This window comes from Dysgonomonas sp. HDW5B (assembly GCF_011299335.1).
Classification (GTDB): domain Bacteria; phylum Bacteroidota; class Bacteroidia; order Bacteroidales; family Dysgonomonadaceae; genus Dysgonomonas_A.
Window position 1 is genome coordinate 434,858 of record NZ_CP049858.1, and the last position, 19,715, is coordinate 454,572.

The 19,715-nt window shown below is 38.7% G+C and carries 14 protein-coding genes, 2 tRNA genes and 3 rRNA genes; 3 read left to right on the forward strand and 16 right to left on the reverse strand.

Annotated elements, in window-relative coordinates; genetic code table 11:
* Window positions 1-4 precede the first annotated feature (4 nt).
* The 6 genes from G7051_RS01755 to G7051_RS01780 form a co-directional block, all read right to left on the reverse strand.
* The gene (locus G7051_RS01755) at window positions 5-457 is read right to left on the reverse strand and encodes a DUF2231 domain-containing protein (RefSeq protein WP_221412922.1); all 453 of its coding nucleotides are present in this window, start codon (window positions 455-457) and stop codon (window positions 5-7) included.
* Between the two features lie 68 nt (window positions 458-525).
* Entirely contained in the window at window positions 526-1,044 is a 519-nt protein-coding gene (locus tag G7051_RS01760) for a DUF3347 domain-containing protein (RefSeq protein WP_166198072.1), read from the reverse strand.
* Window positions 1,045-1,068: 24 nt separating this feature from the next.
* On the reverse strand, window positions 1,069-1,356 hold the full coding sequence (locus tag G7051_RS01765) for a heavy-metal-associated domain-containing protein (RefSeq protein ID WP_166198074.1): 288 nt from the start codon (window positions 1,354-1,356) through the stop codon (window positions 1,069-1,071).
* Between the two features lie 119 nt (window positions 1,357-1,475).
* The gene (locus G7051_RS01770; protein ID WP_185154999.1) at window positions 1,476-2,036 is read right to left on the reverse strand and encodes an AraC family transcriptional regulator; all 561 of its coding nucleotides are present in this window, start codon (window positions 2,034-2,036) and stop codon (window positions 1,476-1,478) included.
* Window positions 2,037-2,186: 150 nt separating this feature from the next.
* Entirely contained in the window at window positions 2,187-3,506 is a 1,320-nt protein-coding gene (locus tag G7051_RS18400) for a hypothetical protein (RefSeq protein WP_221412923.1), read from the reverse strand.
* Window positions 3,507-3,837: 331 nt separating this feature from the next.
* Window positions 3,838-4,125, reverse strand: coding sequence for a hypothetical protein (locus G7051_RS01780; RefSeq protein WP_166198076.1), 288 nt, complete (start codon window positions 4,123-4,125; stop codon window positions 3,838-3,840).
* A 662-nt stretch (window positions 4,126-4,787) separates the two neighbouring features.
* Between G7051_RS01780 and G7051_RS01785 the strand changes: the two genes are divergently transcribed.
* Both G7051_RS01785 and G7051_RS01790 read left to right on the forward strand, forming a co-directional pair.
* Window positions 4,788-4,907, forward strand: coding sequence for a DUF3990 domain-containing protein (locus tag G7051_RS01785; protein ID WP_166198078.1), 120 nt, complete (start codon window positions 4,788-4,790; stop codon window positions 4,905-4,907).
* Window positions 4,908-5,309: 402 nt separating this feature from the next.
* Window positions 5,310-6,029: a hypothetical protein gene (locus G7051_RS01790; RefSeq protein WP_166198080.1), complete on the forward strand. Its 720-nt coding sequence runs from the start codon at window positions 5,310-5,312 to the stop codon at window positions 6,027-6,029.
* Between the two features lie 386 nt (window positions 6,030-6,415).
* On the opposite strand, the gene rrf is transcribed toward G7051_RS01790, so the two are convergent.
* The 10 genes from rrf to G7051_RS01840 all read right to left on the reverse strand — a co-directional run bounded on the left by rrf (window position 6,416) and on the right by G7051_RS01840 (window position 17,952).
* Window positions 6,416-6,526: ribosomal RNA gene (rrf, locus tag G7051_RS01795) — 5S ribosomal RNA — on the reverse strand.
* A 116-nt stretch (window positions 6,527-6,642) separates the two neighbouring features.
* Window positions 6,643-9,531: ribosomal RNA gene (locus tag G7051_RS01800) — 23S ribosomal RNA — on the reverse strand.
* 122 nt (window positions 9,532-9,653) lie between these two features.
* A tRNA-Ala gene (locus G7051_RS01805) sits at window positions 9,654-9,727 on the reverse strand.
* Between the two features lie 32 nt (window positions 9,728-9,759).
* Window positions 9,760-9,833 (reverse strand) — tRNA-Ile (locus tag G7051_RS01810).
* Window positions 9,834-9,990: 157 nt separating this feature from the next.
* Window positions 9,991-11,518, reverse strand: a 16S ribosomal RNA gene (locus G7051_RS01815).
* Together the 16S, 23S and 5S rRNA genes with 2 tRNA genes alongside form the textbook arrangement of a ribosomal RNA operon.
* 470 nt (window positions 11,519-11,988) lie before the next feature.
* Window positions 11,989-12,375, reverse strand: coding sequence for a DUF423 domain-containing protein (locus tag G7051_RS01820; RefSeq protein WP_166198082.1), 387 nt, complete (start codon window positions 12,373-12,375; stop codon window positions 11,989-11,991).
* Window positions 12,376-12,393: 18 nt separating this feature from the next.
* A complete protein-coding gene (locus G7051_RS01825; protein ID WP_166198084.1) occupies window positions 12,394-13,740 on the reverse strand; it encodes a citrate synthase in 1,347 nt (448 codons plus the stop codon).
* A 61-nt stretch (window positions 13,741-13,801) separates the two neighbouring features.
* On the reverse strand, window positions 13,802-15,064 hold the full coding sequence (icd, locus tag G7051_RS01830; protein WP_166198086.1) for an NADP-dependent isocitrate dehydrogenase: 1,263 nt from the start codon (window positions 15,062-15,064) through the stop codon (window positions 13,802-13,804).
* A gap of 10 nt (window positions 15,065-15,074) precedes the next feature.
* Window positions 15,075-15,662 (reverse strand): DJ-1/PfpI family protein, encoded by a 588-nt coding sequence (locus G7051_RS01835; protein WP_166198088.1) that lies wholly within the window; start codon window positions 15,660-15,662, stop codon window positions 15,075-15,077.
* 31 nt (window positions 15,663-15,693) lie between these two features.
* Window positions 15,694-17,952, reverse strand: a complete 2,259-nt coding sequence (locus tag G7051_RS01840; protein ID WP_166198090.1) for an aconitate hydratase — start codon at window positions 17,950-17,952, stop codon at window positions 15,694-15,696.
* 549 nt (window positions 17,953-18,501) lie between these two features.
* Here G7051_RS01840 and G7051_RS01845 point away from each other — a divergent pair.
* Complete coding sequence (locus G7051_RS01845; RefSeq protein WP_166198092.1) at window positions 18,502-19,542, forward strand: linear amide C-N hydrolase; 1,041 nt, start codon at window positions 18,502-18,504, stop codon at window positions 19,540-19,542.
* The last annotated feature ends 173 nt before the right edge of the window (window positions 19,543-19,715 follow it).

Consider the following 19,715-nt stretch of genomic DNA (forward strand, 5'->3'; position numbering starts at 1 on the left):
TTTATTAAAGTACACCGTTTCCCTGAGGTCCTATATCATAAATGTACACCATCTGAGCACCCAGATGTCCTGTTATGGCTACAAGAATAGTTATTAACCCCAGCAATGCTATAACTGCATATTCCGTCCACTTGCGGTTGTACCATTTTATGGTTACAAACCGAATGACCGATGCAATCAACGATAGCCAAAGAATACTGTAGCCAAGCAGATAATGAATATTGAAAATTTCAAAGGCTTCGGGTTCTGCATCTCCGGAAATATGTGAGGCTGTAAGTATGGCTACCAGTGAGCCAAGAAATCCCGAAACTAAAAAGAGTAATACAAGCCATTTCAATTCCTGATGCTGAGATTTGAACAGAACTATAAACTGTGCCAATGCTGCCAGAAGCAACAATACTATTGGAAAATGCACGAACATAGGATGCAAATTCGGGAAATCTTGAAATGTATCCATGGTATTTATGTATTATGGAGTAGCGAGTATTACAAACACTACTCCGGATTTTTATAATTATTCGGTCTTTATTCCAATGTTTCGGTGGTACTACCGCATGTAGGCATCTTTGAACCGAAATAAGGATTCTTAATCGTCTTATCAAGACTTATCCAATTTGCTCCGCCTTTTTTCTTGTTATACATCGGGCAATGTTGGTAATATACAGTTTTCCCGTATGGAGCAACTTTCATTAGTTCATACATATTTTTAGACAATGATATGAAATGCTCTCTGTGGTGGCCAATATCGTTTGTTCCCTTCATGTGTTCGGCATCGAAACCGAGTTTGGATTTCAAATTCATCCATACAGTATGGCTATTTCCCAGTTTATCCATAGATACGCCTGCTATGTTTTTATATAAGGATTCGGCAGCACTTTGCGCCGCTTTCACATTATCTGTAACTAAAGCATCCTTGAGTGCAAAATATGATTGATAAACAGGTTGTAATGCTACACCGGAATCCGTATTTTGGGCACTGACCGGCTGATTGTAGGATACAATTGCCAGAAGTGTGACTGCTATTGCTAAAATTAACTTTTTCATTTTGATGCGATTTAGAATTTTTAATTAAGATGCTTGCTTTCTGTATTTACAGCAGTTAGGTAAGGCAGCATAAATTGCTGTGTCTGCTTCATACTTATCTGTGTCATGACCAGCTTTGGCTATTGCCTTACTAATCATCTCTACTGATGTGTCGGAATCATCGAAACTCAAGCATAACTGCTTTGTTTTTTGATCCCAGCTTGCAAATGATACACCACTGATCATTTTAACCGTATTCTCGATACGTGCCTTGCACATTGAACAATTGCCCTGAACCTGAATCGTAACTGTTTTATGTTCTTTATTTTCCATGATTTTTTATTTTAATTGTTATACAACTTATATAGCCATGTAATTCATTAATTACATGGCAAAGATGGTAACAAATAGCCTTTCGTCTGTTATGTTATTTAGTGAGTGATTTACAAGATTTACAGTTCGTCGAGGGATTTGCGTTTTTCGGTTCTTATATTTTTGAAGTGGGAAGGGGTGAGTCCTGTTATTTTTTTAAATTGGCTGCTTAGATAGGCAACGCTCGAATAGTTGAGTTTGAATGCAATCTCGCTTAAGGTCAATTCGTCATAAACCAAAAGTTCTTTAACTCGTTCTACTTTTTGAGCAATAAAATACTTTTCAATTGTGGTGCTTTCTATTTCAGAAAACAGATTGCTCATGTAATTATAGTCAAGATGTAGTCGCTCACTGAGGAGATACGATAGATTCATTCTCAATTCATTATCGTTATAATGCACCAATTCGATAATGAGCGTTTTTATCTGTCCGATCACTCTGCTTTTTTTGTCATCTATCATCGCAAATCCAAGTGATTCGAGAACAACCGCAAGTTTTACCTTGTCTGCTGGTTGTAACTCCTCTGTCAGGTCTACCTCTCCCAAAGAGACCGATACGGGATGAAGCCCCAGTTTTTCCAATTCCGATTTAACCATCATCTTACAGCGATTGCAAACCATGTTCTTTATATAATATTTCATGATATACCTTTTTTATAAAGATAAGGTTTAACTCGTAATAAATACTTTATGGGATCTATAAGATTATCGGAAGAAGAAAAGCTAGAATTGGAAAAATCGCATAAAAACTAGTGCCAATTCTGTAGTTCGTAACCCTTCATTAAGTTTTCTTTACCTTCTCTGCCCCTGCTGTTTTCTGGGCTCGTTGATTTTAACACCCATTTTCTCCAACATCTTATTTTTCTGGTCTTTGAACCAATTTCCATAGTCTATATCAGCAAAAGCCAAAAAAGGCTTATTGTCCTTTGTATTTTTAGCGATGGAAATTTTCACATTTTCCGCCTCAAATTCCTGCTTATGTTCGGGTGAATACAATTTGCCAGTATAAGAAACTTCTTTGCCCGAAAATAGCTGTTTGACAATGTTGGCTGGGATTTTTACAACTTCACATAACCGCATAATAAAATCATACTCATTTAGGATCGGAAAGTAATCAAATAGCTTATCCATTTTGCCTTTCTGGGTAACAATCAAGCTGTCTTTCTCCAAAATAGACTTGTTTTTTTCGGCAATCTCCCTTTGAGCCTGTTTAGTAATATCTTCTTTGTCTACTTGTAACGTTTCAATCTCCTGTTTTACGCCCTTATTCTCCACTTCCAGCTTCTTGGCTTTGGGATTACCCATCAAAGAACCGATGCCCTCTAAAACACCCTTTCCTGCTTCTTTGAATGCTTTTTCTACGCCTAAAGCTGTTACTACATTTTTAGCTTTCTGCACCAAACGTTGTTTTTCCTCTACCTCTTTTTGCTTTTTATCCGCTTCCATCTGTAAAGTCGCCAAACGCTGCTGTTCCATAGCTTCTTTCTCTTGCAGTACCCTGACAGCCTGTGTCCCTTCATCCTTTTGTAGCTGTAATTCTCCGACTTCCACTTTCAGGTGCTTCGTTTGCTCAAACGTATTCCTGTAATGCTCCGCTGTGGTTACGTGTTTAGCTTCTGAACCCCTGATCCCCCTTTCTAAGGCGTATTTCTCCATCGCTACTGCATAAATGTCCCAATAACCTATACTATCCTGTGTTTCAAACCATTTATTATTTGTTTTTTTGCGTGATCCAGGTTCTCCAGTTTGATTCAATCTATCATAACCAAAGCTTAAAAGATGTTGCTTAACAGCAGGGTAATTGTCTATATTATAATGTTTACTGGGAAAAGTTGTGATTAAATATAGATTTGCAAATTCATAAGCATACCGTTTAATATCTCGCCCTCTTAAAATAGGTCGTATAATTTCGGCACTTTTGGGATCTTGGGCTATCAATTCATCTTTTTTATTACCATTTATTATAAATGCCTCATTATAGCCTGTTAAAACGCCTCTGTAAATATTAATATCCCAGTCTTTCAAAGGGGTTCCTATTTTTTCTATTTTCTCTTTAATCCCTTGTTTTATACGAGATAATATAATCCAACTATTATGATTTTTAAATGACAAAACATTGTTATTTTGTACAATATAATCGCTCTTTTCTTTTTTACTGACACATCATTATCATGGCTTGCCTTTCATTTTACCATGATGCAAAACGAAGCAAAAGATCAAGACTATATTTCATGATTTTGGAGTAAAACATACTCTCATACATTTGAGATAAGAAATGATATATACAAAAACAAAGAGGAAAATTTGGCTCATCAAAAAATAAATACCATTTGTAATAATCTTCTTAGCTTTGGCATTTTCGATCAATGCATCTATACTTTCCGAAACATTTTCGGTCATTTTCCTTAAATAACTCTCACCCCCTAACATCACAGTTTCATTTTCAGCTTTTGGGACTAGCCGCTAATTTTCTTTCAACTTCGATTGATTCTATTTTCTCTCTTCTTGAAAGATGGCTAAGCGAGACTGTTCCTATTGCTCTTTTTAGCATACGAGCTATGATATTTTTTGATTTTATCATCACATTATCCGCACATAAACGAGGTGCATTTTCCTTTTTAGTATTTCCCTTAGGCCTGTGACAATAGAAACAATCGAAGCATCTGTATGCAGTGTTTTTGTCCATGAGTAAAACAGGTAATAGCAAACTATTATCTCCGAAAACATCCATTCCTCAAACCAAAAAGCCATAGGTTGGGGTCATCCTCTTGACGAGCGAAACAAGACTTCTCTTTGTTTGGCGTCACTTCTTTTTTGTAAAAGCTAATCTATTCAAGTTAGGTTATATTTTATTTTTCATGTATCTTCTATATTTCTAGGTTATTTAATTAATGGATAGATGAATAATCTAAATAAACTTGTGAGACTTATCTTTTTTGACAAAGAAAAAAAGTAACTTCATCCTGAGCGGATGAAGTTAAAGGTCTTTTCTATGTGAAAGATGAAAAGAACCTCATAGATTTCAACTTTTGTTATACCTATTCTATTACTATTGAACAAACAATACAGCTTTGACAAGAAGGATCTAGGATATGTATCTTCACTATTGGAGGCAAGAATGGAGATTACGAACGGACTCATAAGCATATATCCAAACTGTTAATAACAAAAGACGAGTTTGACTTTACATAGACTTATTATTCATACATGCAAGATGGAAATAGAGGGGGAAGCTAAAAATTTCTTCTTTCATAAGCAAACATAATATTCTAATGACTGATTCCATAAAAAAGATATGCTGGAATTAAAAGCCCCAATAAAATATTATGAGTCCAAAAGTATAATTGGAACTACTAAATAGATTTATTATATTTACGATTGAATTAATGACAAATGGAAGTATACCATGCTGAATATTATTCAATAGAACACCCTGAAATAATTGAGGGAAAATACGCTAAAGATTTTAAGGCAGGTTTCTATTACACAGAGTTGAAAGAGCAAACTGCATAGTGGGCAAAACGTTACGATACCCTAGTTATAAACATTTATAACTGCCGTATCGGATAATAATTTGAGTATTCTCCACTTCAAAGAAATGACAATAGCAGCTTATGCTACCAAAGTCCTAATTATCTGCATGAATCGTATGTGAAAGGAGAGGTTCTTCACTATTCGAATCAAATCCACACAACCAACTAACTAACAACAAGTTAGATGAATTAAAGTTATAGTTATAAAATTGTTAGATTAAACAAAATATGAACATTAATTATTTTATTGATATATAAACTCAGTCTTAAATCTAAAAATAATGTATATACTGATAAACCTAAGTTTTTATATATTGAATATGAGCAATACAAATTAAATACTGCCTATCTTTTATATTCAAACTTAATAAATTATATCAACATGAAATTAAAAAACTTATTTGTAGTACTAACTACACTAAGCATTGTTTTTGGTGGTTTAACATCATGTAGCAATGATGACGATAACAAGGTAGCACCTATTGTAGGAACATGGAATTTAAAAACTACAGTAGACGAGAATGGAGCTAAAATTGCCGACATGATAGTTTATCTAGACTTAGGCAAAGAAGGCGAACCAATGAAAGCTATAATTGAAGGATTATTAGCCCAAAATGGTATTAGTGGTGGAGCGTTAGCAAATAAAGTAGAATCCGTTACAGCTAGATTTTCGGAAGATGGTAAAGTAAATATCTCTTTCAAAGAAAAAGGATCTACCACAGAAACTAATATCTCCCAATTTGTAGATCTTCATTATTATACAAGTTCAGATGGAAAAATGGTATATATAGGGATAGAGAAAAAAGTTGCAGCAGAACTTCTTCCATTACTTAGCTCGATACTTGGCAAAAATATAGATATCCCAACTCTTCAAAGCATATTAGTTACTTCTGATCAATATTACTCAATTCCTTTAAACTTAGAGATTGAGAACAATTATACTAAATTTTATGTAAAAAAAGATTATATCGCTAAAGTTGCTGCCATAGCAAATGAGATTGGATTAATTCCTACTGAATATCAGTTCTTACCTGAATGGATAAATGAATTATCAGGTATGGATGATGTAACTATAAATGTCGGTCTTGGTTTTATTAAATAAAAGGACAAAAAATTATAATACAAAAAAACCGAATACTATACAGTATTCGGTTTTTTTGTATTATATATTTCTATAAAAGAATATCTATAAAATAAACTTACATATTATAATAAGACAAACTAATTAGGATAAGAGTCTAAATTTTCTGTCCTAATAAGTGAGGTTAGTGAGATTTTACTGGGTACTACTTTATTTTTGTTTTTGTATACCTAGATGCTGCTTTGGATAATTCTTGGCAAAATAACTGCTGCTATCAAAAGACATATGGAGTGGAGTGGTTAGTAATCTTTATGTAATATATTTGTTGTGAGTGAGTGTTGGTTATTGTCTGTATGTATATATAAGAAAACACTCTGACTAGTTTTCACTAATCAGAGTGTTTCAAAAGAGGGCGGCTATCTACTCTCCCACCTAATGGCAGTACCATCGACGTGGTTGGGCTTAACTTCTCTGTTCGGAATGGGAAGAGGTGGATCCCCAACGCTATAACCACCTTAATATTTTTAATTAAATCTCTATAAATAGATATTTAATTGAGATGATGTAAAAGAGCTTTCAAATAACTTGTATGTAGCAAACCTGGGTCAATCAGGCGAGACTCTGGGCAGAGTCATGGAAAAAAGTTTCGGGCAATTAGTACTACTCGGCTATGACATTACTGCCTTTACACCTGTAGCCTATCAACGTCGTAGTCTTCGACGACCCTTATAAGGATATCTTATCTTGAAGCCGGCTTCGTACTTAGATGCTTTCAGCACTTATCCGATCCAGACTTAGCTACCCGGCGATGCTCCTGGCGGAACAACCGGTAAACCAGGGGTCTGTCCAACACGGTCCTCTCGTACTAGTGTCAGATCTCCGCAAATATCCTGCGCCCACGATAGATAGAGACCGAACTGTCTCACGACGTTCTGAACCCAGCTCGCGTGCCACTTTAATGGGCGAACAGCCCAACCCTTGGGACCTTCTCCAGCCCCAGGATGTGACGAGCCGACATCGAGGTGCCAAACCATTCCGTCGATATGAGCTCTTGGGAATGATCAGCCTGTTATCCCCGGAGTACCTTTTATCCTTTGAGCGATGGCCATTCCATACTGAAACCACCGGATCACTATGCTCTAGTTTCCTACCTGATCGACTTGTCGGTCTCTCAGTCAAGCGCGCTTATGCCATTACACTCTACGAACGGTTACCAATCGTTCTGAGCGCACCTTTAGAAGCCTCCGTTACTCTTTTGGAGGCGACCACCCCAGTCAAACTACCCACCATACAGTGTCCCCGTATCCACGGGTTAGAATTCAAACAATTAAAGGGCCGTATTTCAAGGGTGACTCCACAAATACTAGCGTACCTGCTTCATAGTCTCCGGCCTATCCTACACATCAAGTGCCCAAATTCAATGTAAAGCTATAGTAAAGGTTCACGGGGTCTTTTCGTCCCATCGCGGGTAATCGGCATCTTCACCGATACTACAATTTCACCGAGCTCACAGTTGAGACAGTGTCCAGATCATTACACCATTCGTGCAGGTCGGAACTTACCCGACAAGGAATTTCGCTACCTTAGGACCGTTATAGTTACGGCCGCCGTTTACTGGGGCTTCAATTCAAAGCTTCTCATTGCTGATGACTTCTCCTCTTAACCTTCCAGCACCGGGCAGGTGTCAGGCTATATACTTCTTATTTCTAATTTGCATAGCCATGTGTTTTTGTTAAACAGTTGCCTGGACCTATTCTCTGCGACCTACATTGCTGTAGGTACCCTTTCTCCCGAAGTTACAGGGTCATTTTGCCTAATTCCTTAACTGTGAATCACTCGAGCGCCTTAGTATACTCAACCCAACTACGTGTGTCCGTTTTAGTACGGGTACGATATAGATTAGCGTTTAGCGGTTTTTCTTGGCAGTTTGTTTACCTACATTTTTAACTTGCCACAAGGGCTCGTCATACTTTCAAGTTCGACTCTCTCGGCGGATTTGCCTACCGAAATCAACATCTACACTCTTTAACCATCTATTCCGTCAGATGGCAGTAGTTTCACTTCTGCGTCCCCACATCACTCTATACAGTAGTAACGGAATATTAACCGTTTCGTCCATCGGAATCGCCCTTCGGCTTATCCTTAGGTCCCGACTTACCCTGATCCGATTAGCGTTGATCAGGAAACCTTAGTCTTTCGGCGAGGAGGTTTCTCACCTCCTTTATCGTTACTCATACCTACATTTGCTTTTCCGTACGCTCCAGAGTAGCTTACGCTACGCCTTCTACGCTGAACGGAATGCTCCCCTACCGATAATATTTTATCCCATAGCTTCGGTAACATGTTTGATGCCCGATTATTATCCACGCATCGCCACTCGACTAGTGAGCTGTTACGCACTCTTTAAATGAATGGCTGCTTCCAAGCCAACATCCTAGCTGTCTCTGTAGCAACACTTCGTTAATTCAACTTAACATGTATTTGGGGACCTTAGCTGATGGTCTGGGTTCTTTCCCTCTCGGACATGGACCTTAGCACCCATGCCCTCACTCCCGGTAAAAACTTATGCCCATTCGGAGTTTATCTGGACTTGATAGGCGGTGAAGCCCTCGCATCCAATCAGTAGCTCTACCTGACATAAGTTATAAGCCGAGGCTGCACCTAAATGCATTTCGGGGAGTACGAGCTATCTCCAAGTTTGATTAGCCTTTCACCCCTACCCTCAAGTCATCCGAAAGCTTTTCAACGCTTACCGGTTCGGTCCTCCAATTGGTGTTACCCAACCTTCAACCTGCTCAAGGGTAGATCACTTGGTTTCGCGTCTACTCCCATTGACTAAGCGCCCTGTTAAGACTTGCTTTCGCTTCGGCTGCGTACCTAATAGTACTTAACCTTGCCAATGAGAGTAACTCGTAGGTTCATTATGCAAAAGGCACGCCGTCACCATTACTGGCTCCGACCGCTTGTAGGCACATGGTTTCAGGGTCTATTTCACTCCTCTGTTCGAGGTTCTTTTCACCTTTCCCTCACGGTACTGGTTCACTATCGGTCTCTCGGAAGTATTTAGCCTTACCGGATGGTCCCGGTGGATTCATACAGGATTTCTCGTGTCCCGCACTACTCAGGAGTCTGCTAGGCTTGGTTAGGGTTTCGTATACGGGATTATCACCCTCTGTGATCGATCTTTCCAAATCGTTCTACTACTCTAACTTCTTGCCACGACGCAGTCCTACAACCCCAATAATGCCGAAACATTATTGGTTTGGGCTAATCCCATTTCGCTCGCCACTACTCTGGGAATCACTTTTGTTTTCTTTTCCTATGGGTACTTAGATGTTTCAGTTCCCCACGTTTGCTTCTGGTTAGACCAGATGACGGTTTCTTCAACCGCCGGGTTGCCCCATTCGGAGATCTTGGGATATAATGGATATTTGCTCCTCCCCCAAGCTTTTCGCAGCTTATCACGTCCTTCTTCGCCTTCGAGAGCCTAGGCATCCCCCATGTGCCCTTATTTACTTTTTTCTTCGCCTGATTTATAAGTGTTCCGTAGAACGCTTATATACCGGTTTGATATATACTCGTTATATTTTTACTTGCTCTTTTTTACATCATGTCAAAGATCGTTTACCTATTAGATAGGTATTGTGGAGAATAACGGATTCGAACCGTTGACCCCCTGCGTGCAAGGCAGGTGCTCTAGCCAGCTGAGCTAATCCCCCGTAGTGGGAAGCGTGACTTCCTTCGTACTTTGTAGTCCCAGGCAGAGTTGAACTGCCGACCTCTACATTATCAGTGTAGCGCTCTAACCAACTGAGCTATAGGACTGGCTTGTTCTTGTGCGCCTGAAACTGTGGATACACAGCTTCTCTGTTCTCTTATTTTGTTAGGTTGTACATAGTTATTGAAACATTGAAAAGACATTAGACATCGGGTAGATTCCTTTTCTTTAAAAGGGTCTCTTTTTAAGACAAGGCTTCTCCAGAAAGGAGGTGTTCCAGCCGCACCTTCCGGTACGGCTACCTTGTTACGACTTAGCCCCAGTCACTAGTTTTACCCTAGGACGCTCCTTGCGGTTACGTACTTCAGGTACCCCCAGCTTCCATGGCTTGACGGGCGGTGTGTACAAGGCCCGGGAACGTATTCACCGCGCCATGGCTGATGCGCGATTACTAGCGAATCCAGCTTCATGGAGTCGAGTTGCAGACTCCAATCCGAACTGGGAATGGCTTTGGAGATTGGCATCCTGTCACCAGGTAGCGACCCTCTGTACCATCCATTGTAACACGTGTGTCGCCCCGGACGTAAGGGCCGTGCTGATTTGACGTCATCCACACCTTCCTCACAGCTTACGCTGGCAGTCTTGTCAGAGTCCTCAGCTTGACCTGTTAGTAACTAACAATGTGGGTTGCGCTCGTTATGGCACTTAAGCCGACACCTCACGGCACGAGCTGACGACAACCATGCAGCACCTACACATCTGCTATTGCTAGAAGGCCTGTTTCCAAGCCGGTCAGATGCATTTCAAGCCCGGGTAAGGTTCCTCGCGTATCATCGAATTAAACCACATGTTCCTCCGCTTGTGCGGGCCCCCGTCAATTCCTTTGAGTTTCACCGTTGCCGGCGTACTCCCCAGGTGGATTACTTATCGCTTTCGCTTAGCCGCTTATTGTAATATCACAAACAGCTAGTAATCATCGTTTACGGCGTGGACTACCAGGGTATCTAATCCTGTTTGATACCCACGCTTTCGTGCTTCAGCGTCAGTTATAGTTTAGTAAGCTGCCTTCGCAATTGGAGTTCTTCGTGATATCTATGCATTTCACCGCTACACCACGAATTCCGCCTACTTCAAATATACTCAAGAAAAACAGTTTCAACGGCAATTTTAAGGTTGAGCCTCAAACTTTCACCGCTGACTTATTATCCCGCCTACGCACCCTTTAAACCCAATAAATCCGGATAACGCTCGCATCCTCCGTATTACCGCGGCTGCTGGCACGGAGTTAGCCGATGCTTATTCGTATGGTACTTGCAATAGGTTACACGTAACCTTTTTTACTCCCATACAAAAGAAGTTTACAACCCGTAGGGCAGTCATCCTTCACGCGACTTGGCTGGTTCAGACTCTCGTCCATTGACCAATATTCCTCACTGCTGCCTCCCGTAGGAGTCTGGACCGTGTCTCAGTTCCAGTGTGGGGGATAAACCTCTCAGTTCCCCTATCCATCGTTGCTTTGGTGAGCCGTTACCTCACCAACTGGCTAATGGAACGCATGCCCATCTTCTACCGATTAATCTTTAGCAAATATTACCATGCGGTATCCCTGCGTTATGGGGTATTAATCCGAATTTCTCCGGGCTATTCCCCTGTAGAAGGTAGGTTGCATACGTGTTACTCACCCGTGCGCCGGTCGTCATCAAAGTATTGCTACTTCATGCTACCCCTCGACTTGCATGTGTTAGGCCTGTCGCTAGCGTTCATCCTGAGCCAGGATCAAACTCTTCTTTGTATATCTTTTTTATATTCTTGGAAGCGTTTGTCTTTTTTTTTCACTCAAGGTTTTTGACGTTGAGTTAGAGTCTCTAATCTAAAATTAGTCTCTACCCGTCTAATGCTATATTTTTTGTTTCTTATGTATCAACCGTGTCAAAGATCGTTCTTTTTTTGCTTTGTTTAATAACCGTCTCTCGGTTTTAAAGCGAGTGCAAAAGTAGTCGCTTTTTATATACGCTCCAAATATTATTACAACTATTTTTCAAAAGTTCTAGAAGTATTTTTCAAAACATTCTTTTTCAGACATTTAGAGAGACGAAAAGATGGCAGAATAAATACCCTGCTATCTTTTTATGCTTATATGCTTAAAACCAGCTCTTTGGCAAATATATAAAATAATAAATAGTATTTCCTATTTTCGTCGTAATATTTTCAATTATTTAACTATCCAACATCTCTTTGTTAGATATGGTATAACTAATATCCTCAGAACTTATATTTTACAAAATAAGCTATTAACAAAATCCAACCCAGAATTAAGAAAACACCTCCGATTGGAGTAATTGGTCCTAAGAATTTCAGATTAATATTCCAATATTCTGAAAAGGCTAGAAAGTAAATGGTGAACGAAAACAGGAAGGTACCTATTATCATACATAGGCTCGACCACTTCTCCAATGGAGTGGTAAATGATAAAAACAATCCGAGTACTAACAATACAATTGCATGGTACATCTGATAGCGGATACCGACTTCAAAACTTGCCAGTTTATCTACCGACAGTATCTTTTTAAAGGCATGGGAGCCTAAAGCTCCCAGTATAATTGTAATCAAGCCATAGAAACCGGCTATAATCAATGTAAATTGTTTCATATATATTATATATAGTAGTTACTTTCTTTCATCAAGTGGAATATAACTCTTAATATCGGAAGCATTTTTGTATGCGGGACGAATGATTCGTCTTTCTTTGAAGTTTAATTCCTCTATACGATGTGCTGTCCAACCTACAATACGAGCCATAGCGAACAATGGTGTATATATTTCTTGGGGTAAACCGATCATATCATATACAAAGCCCGAATAGAAATCGACATTGGCACATACTTGCTTCTTCACATTACTTCCTTTAAATTCCATAAAGTTCTTAATAGCACGCTCTTCCAGGAGATTATAGAAATTATACTCGTCTTCACGCCCTTTTTCGATAGCTAAATCTCGAGCCATTTCCTTTAACAGGGTTGCACGTGGATCTGAGATTGTATAAATGGCATGTCCTATACCATATATAAGACCTGTTTTATTATAGGCTTGTTTATTAAGTATCTTTTGTAAAAATGCATCTATTTCTTCTACGTCTGTCCAATCTTTGATATTCTTCTTTATATGCTTAAGCATATCTACCACTCTTAGGTTAGCTCCCCCGTGAAGAGGACCTTTTAATGACCCGATACCGGCAGCAATTGATGAATAGGTATCTGTTCCTGCTGAACTGGTTACACGAACCGTGAATGTGGAGTTATTACCTCCCCCGTGATCTGCATGAACCATTAGTGCCAAATCGAGGATTTTCACATCAAGTGGAGTGTACTTACTTCCTTTCATCATATATAAGAAATTCTCAGCTAAAGAAAAATTAGCTTTAGGATGTCTTATATGCAATGATTTTCCCTGATTGTGCCTCAATGCATTGTAAGCGTATGCCACAATAGTGGGAAATGTGGCAATGAGGTTAAGCGATTGTCTAACCAGATTTTCTTCTGATGTATCGTCTGCATTTTCATCAAATGTGTATAGCTCCAATACGCATCTCGAAAGGATATTCATAATATCTGAACCTTCGAGATCTAGAATGTGCATTGTTATCTTTGGATTTAGATCCATTGTCTGGCTCAATAACTGAGAAAATTCTCCTAGCTCCTTTTTCTCGGGCAGATAGCCTGCAAGAATCAGAAATATAGTTTCCTCAAAACCTAAACGGTTTTCGCTTTGAGCACCTTTTACAATTTCTTCGATACTGATTCCCCGATACATTAATTTTCCGGGGATTGCTTTTAATGCTCCATCTTCGCCCCGCTCGTACCCTACAACATCTCCTACCTTGGTTAGTCCTACAACTACACCTGTGTGGTCTTCATTGCGGAGTCCCCTTTTTACATTATAGGTTTGAAATAATTCCGGATCTATTTGTGTTGTTGTGCGTATGGTTTCGGATATTTTCTTTATAATGTTATTCATCGGATATGTATTTTTATAGAGTTAATTTATTGTGGTCACAAGACCTATACTATTATACTTTTTACAAGTTACTTGTCAGAAGCTGGCAGAACTTGCTAGTGGAAAGGGTCGTTCCTCCTTCCATAAAGCGGGCAAGATCGGCTGTTGCCTGTCCTTTGCTGTAAAGGCGTTCAAGACCATTGGTTATAAGATCGCCTGCTTCAGTCCATCCCAAATATTCGAGCATCATTACAGCCGAAAGCAATAGAGATGATGGATTCACGATATCTTTCCCTGCAATATCGGGTGCTGTACCATGAGTCGCTTCAAAAATGGCATGCCCCGTCATATAATTGATATTGGCTCCGGGAGCAATACCAATCCCCCCGACCATTGCTGCTAATTGATCGGAAACATAATCACCATTCAGATTAAGTGTTGCAATAACCGAATATTCGGCAGGTTTTAATAATGTATTTTGAAGAAAAGCATCTGCTATTACATCTTTTACAATTAGCTTACCGTCTGATTTAGCCTGCTCCAATGTTTTATTGGCTTCCGCCTCTCCTTTTTCTTTCTTGATTTTCTCCCATTGCTGCCATGTGAATACTTTGCTACCGTACTCTTTTTCGGCAAGAGCATATCCCCACTGCTTGAAACCGCCTTCGGTAAATTTCATAATATTACCTTTATGAACAATGGTTACCGAGGGTAATTTGTTCTCTAAAGCATATTCTATTGCAGCACGAACCAGTCGTTCTGTACCTTCAACCGAAACGGGTTTTACTCCAAATGACGATGTTTCGGGGAAACGAACCTTCTTTACTCCCATTTCTGTTTGAAGGAAATGCAGGAATTTTGCTGCTTCGGGTGTTCCTTGCATCCATTCGATACCTGCATAAATATCCTCTGTATTTTCACGGAAAATAGTCATATTTACTTTCTCCGGTGTTTTAATAGGAGATACTACTCCTTTGAACCAACGAACGGGACGTAGGCATACATATAAATCTAAATCCTGACGAAGGGCAACATTTAACGAACGGATTCCCCCTCCAACGGGTGTAGTAAGGGGTCCTTTTATTCCTACCAGATACTCACGAAAAGCATTCATTGTATCTTCGGGAAGCCACGAACCGTTTTTATTAAACGATTTTTCTCCTGCAAGGACTTCTTTCCATTCTATTTTTCGTTTTCCTTGATAGGCTTTTTCTACAGCCTTATCAATTACTTGCTGTGCATTTTTCCAAATTTCGCACCCTACTCCATCTCCTTCTATAAAAGGTATGATCGGGTTATTGGGTACACTTAGCTTACCGTTATTTATAGTTATTTTTTGTGACATTATTTTTATTTTATTGTTTCCAAAAATCATCGTGATACTTATCACTCTGCCAATTATATTCTATTCGAAAAGCTATTTCCTCTGCTGTATTCTTTCCCAAAAGGTCACTTACAAAACCCAAAGTCATATCTACTCCGGCACTTACTCCTGATGAAGTATAATATTTACCGTCAACTATCCATCGAGCCTGCTGTATCCAATTAACTCTATCGGAGTTACTTTTTACCCAATCGAAAGCCCGTTTATTGGATGTTGCTTTTTTGCCATCAAGAAGTCCGGTTCGTGCAAGTAATGCACTGCCTGTACAAACAGTTAATACATATCGACTTTTTTCAGCAAGTTGTTTTATTTGATCGATCAGGCTTGTATTCTCAACTTCCTTTCGGGTTCCTAGTCCACCGGGAATAAATAATACGTCGTTAATCTTTATATCATCTATTTTCTGTGTTTCAATTCTTAACCCGTCTTTATTACTTACAATTCCTCCCTGTTGCGAATAATACCCAATGGTATAATTTTCAACTTTTCCGAAAACTTCAACAGGTCCAAAAACATCTAAAGTTTCAAAATCAGTAAATAGAATCACATTTATATTCATTCTCGATTTTATTGCTGAGAAAATGCAGGGATCATTCTCCTTTCATATAATTCAAAGCGCTTCCGGCCTTAAACCATTCGATTTGAAGTTGATTATAAGTATGGGCAACTTCAATCGTTTCCGATGTTCCATCCTTATGACTCAATTTTACGGTCAGATTTTTTCCGGGTTTAAAATCAGTTAAACCTAAGATGCTTATTTTGTCTTCTTCACGAACCTTGTCATAATCTTCTTTATTCACAAAGGTCAGAGCAAGCATACCTTGCTTTTTCAAATTGGTTTCGTGAATACGTGCAAATGATTTTACAATAATTGCTTTCACATTCAAGAAACGTGGTTCCATAGCTGCATGTTCACGAGAAGAGCCTTCTCCATAATTTTCCTCTGCAACCACAATCGAACCCAAACCTTTTGCCTTGAAGTTTCGAGCCAATTGGGGTACAGCTTCAAATTCACCGGTCAGGGGATTTTTCACCGAATTTGTTTTATCATTGAAAGCATTTACTGCACCAATTAGCATATTATCCGATATATTATCCAAGTGACCACGGAAACGTAACCAAGGTCCAGCCATAGATATATGGTCGGTAGTACATTTTCCTTTTGCCTTTATCAATAAGGGTTGTTCAATAATATCTTTACCATCCCATACTGCAAACGGTTGTAATATTTGAAGGCGTTGCGAATCGGGTGCTATCTCCACTTCAACAGTGGTACCTTCCGCTACAGGTTCGATATATCCTAAATCTTCTACACCGAAACCTTTTTGAGGTAATTCTAATCCAACAGGCTCTTGAAGTTTTACTTGTTCTCCTTTAGCATTGGTTAAAGTATCAGTCATCGGATTGAAACACAAATCTCCTGCAATTGTAAGTGCTGCCACCAATTCGGGTGAAGCTACAAAGGCATGTGTATTGGGATTACCATCGTTTCTTTTCGCAAAATTTCGGTTAAACGATGTAACAATTGAATTTGGACGTTCCGGATTTTCGGTTTCACGTTTCCATTGTCCGATACAAGGACCGCAGGCATTTGCCATAATGGTTGCTCCTACTTCTTCGAATTCGGTCAATATTCCATCACGTTCGGCTGTAAAACGTACTTGCTCCGATCCGGGATTGATAATAAACTGGGCTTTAACCGATACTCCTTTCGATTTTGCATCTTTTACAATAGAAGCAGCTCTCGACATATCTTCATACGAAGAATTGGTACAAGAGCCTATTAAGCCTACCTCCATTGTTTGAGGATATCCTTTTTCTTTTACCACTTTTGCAAATTCCGAGATAGGATGTGCTGCATCGGGAGTAAATGGTCCATTAATATAGGGTTCTAATTCTGACAGGTTGATTTCAATTACACGATCGTAATATTTCTCAGGACTATTTTCAACCTCAGCATCTGCTTTCAGATGATCTTTTACCGAATTTATTAGATCCACTACTTCCTTTCGGTCGGTAGCGATAAGATATTCAGCCGATTTTTCATCGTATGGAAAGATAGAAGTCGTAGCTCCTACCTCAGCACCCATGTTACAGATAGTTGCTTTTCCTGTTGCCGAAAGCGAATATACTCCTTCTCCGAAATATTCTATAATAGCATTTGTACCGCCTTTTACAGTAAGAACACCTGCCAATTTCAAAATTACATCTTTAGCCGAAGACCAACCGGACAGTTTACCCGTTAGTTTTACTCCTATAATTTTAGGCATTTTCAGTTCCCAAGGCATACCTGCCATTACGTCGACAGCATCAGCTCCTCCTACTCCAATGGCGATCATACCTAATCCTCCGGCATTGGGTGTATGCGAATCTGTACCAATCATCATTCCTCCTGGAAATGCATAATTCTCCAGTACAACCTGATGTATAATCCCTGCACCGGGTTTCCAAAAGCCTATTCCAAATTTATTGGATACAACGCTTAGGAAATCGTATACTTCTTTATTGGTAATTTCAGCAGTATTTAAATCTTCTTTAGCCGATTTATAGGCTTGAATCAAGTGATCGCAATGTACGGTAGATGGTACTGCAACCCTTTTACGACCCGAGTTCATCAGCTGTAAAAGTGCCATTTGTGCTGTTGCATCCTGCATAGCTACACGATCGGGAGCAAAATTGACGTAATCTTCGCCTCTTTTATAGTCTTTAATAGGCTCATCTTTTGACAGGTGGGCATATAATATTTTCTCGGTAAGCGTCAGAGGTCTTTTTAATTCTTCTTTTGCCTGTAATATACTTTGAGGTAATGACTCATATAGATTTTGAATCATTTTAATATCAAAAACCATCTTTTCTGTATCTTTTAGTTAATCTTCAATTCTGTTTTATAGCATTTTCAAAGATATAAATTTTAATTTAATTAGAAAAACCAAATTTATATTTATGCACTCAAATTACATATTTATACATAAAAAGTATAGGAAAATAAAAAAAGCGAGTAAAACTCGCCTTTAAATTCATTAGTAACTCTTTTTTTTCTTATCCTCTTCTTTCACGGAGGGTTGTGCAGCTATAACTTTTGGCTTAACCTGCTTAGGTTTCTTTTCTTCTCTTTTAAAACGTTTCTCTCCCATAATATTATATAGTTTGGTAAAGATGTAAATGTAATTCATTACTCAGCCAAAACACCAGATTAAATATATTATTATAGGATATTAAGTTAAAGAAGCCAAAAACAACAATAACAAACTCACAATCAGAAATATAAAACGAACAAAGCAAGATAAGACTCATTGAAAGAAAAAGAATTTCATTGTATCTTTAAAATTAGGCTGAACTATCTTAACTTTTCCATTGTTATCAATACCAACATTAATTCATTTAAATTATCTATTAAGATGAAAAAAGGACTTTATCTTTTAGTGATGACTATGCTCATCAGTTTCTTATCAGGAAAAACAGAAGCATGTACCCGTGTAGTATACCAGGGACCTAACAATACCATCTTAACAGCCCGATCTATGGACTGGAAAGAAGATATTATGAGTAACTTATGGATATTCCCTAGAGGAATGGAGCGGAACGGTGAAGTTGGACCCAACTCTTTAAAATGGCAATCGAAATATGGAAGCATTATTGCATCTGCATACGATATATCCAGTACGGATGGAATGAATGAAAAGGGTTTAGTTGCTAATCTTCTTTGGCTAGCCGAATCTGAGTATACAGTATGGGATCAGAAGAAACCCGGTTTAACGATAGCAGCATGGGTACAGTACGTACTTGATAATTTTGCGACTGTTAACGAAGCTGTTGCTGCTTTGGAAAAAGAAGACTTTGTAGTTATTTCGGATAATATGCCCAACCAAGACAGAATGGCTACACTGCATTTGGCAATATCTGATGTAACCGGAGATAATGCCATATTTGAATACATTAAAGGCAAATTGGTAATACATCACGACAGATCTTATCAGGTAATGACAAACTCACCTATATTTGAACAACAACTTGCATTGAATAAATATTGGGAAAATATTGGAGGTACAACTATGTTACCGGGAACAAATCGTGCAGCTGACAGATTTGTAAGAGCATCTTATTATATCAATGCTATCCCTCAAGTTGAAGACACTAGAATAAGTGTAGCAAGTGTTTTCAGCGTTATTCGAAATGTTTCGGTACCTTATGGTATCAGTACACCAAACGAACCTAATATCTCATCTACAAGATGGAGAACTGTATCGGATCAAAAAAACAGGGTTTACTATTTTGAATCGACATTGTACCCAAACATTTTCTGGGTAGATTTAAAAAATATTGATTTCTCTAAAAATGCACCGGTTTTAAAGCTTGATCTTGTTAGTGGTGCAACTTATGTAGGAAATGCAGTAAAAGAATTTAAGCCCTCAAAACCTTTTGTTTTCCAAGGCATATAAATTAAACTTACAACGATACTAAAAAAAGCGACCAAAAGGTCGCTTTTTTTAGTATTATTTATTCAAGCAGATAAGACCAGTAAAAAATATATCAACTAACCATAACTAATAAGAGGTAAACACAGTAAAACACCAAGTTAAAACATTACTGCCCATTCTGCAATGTGAACAAA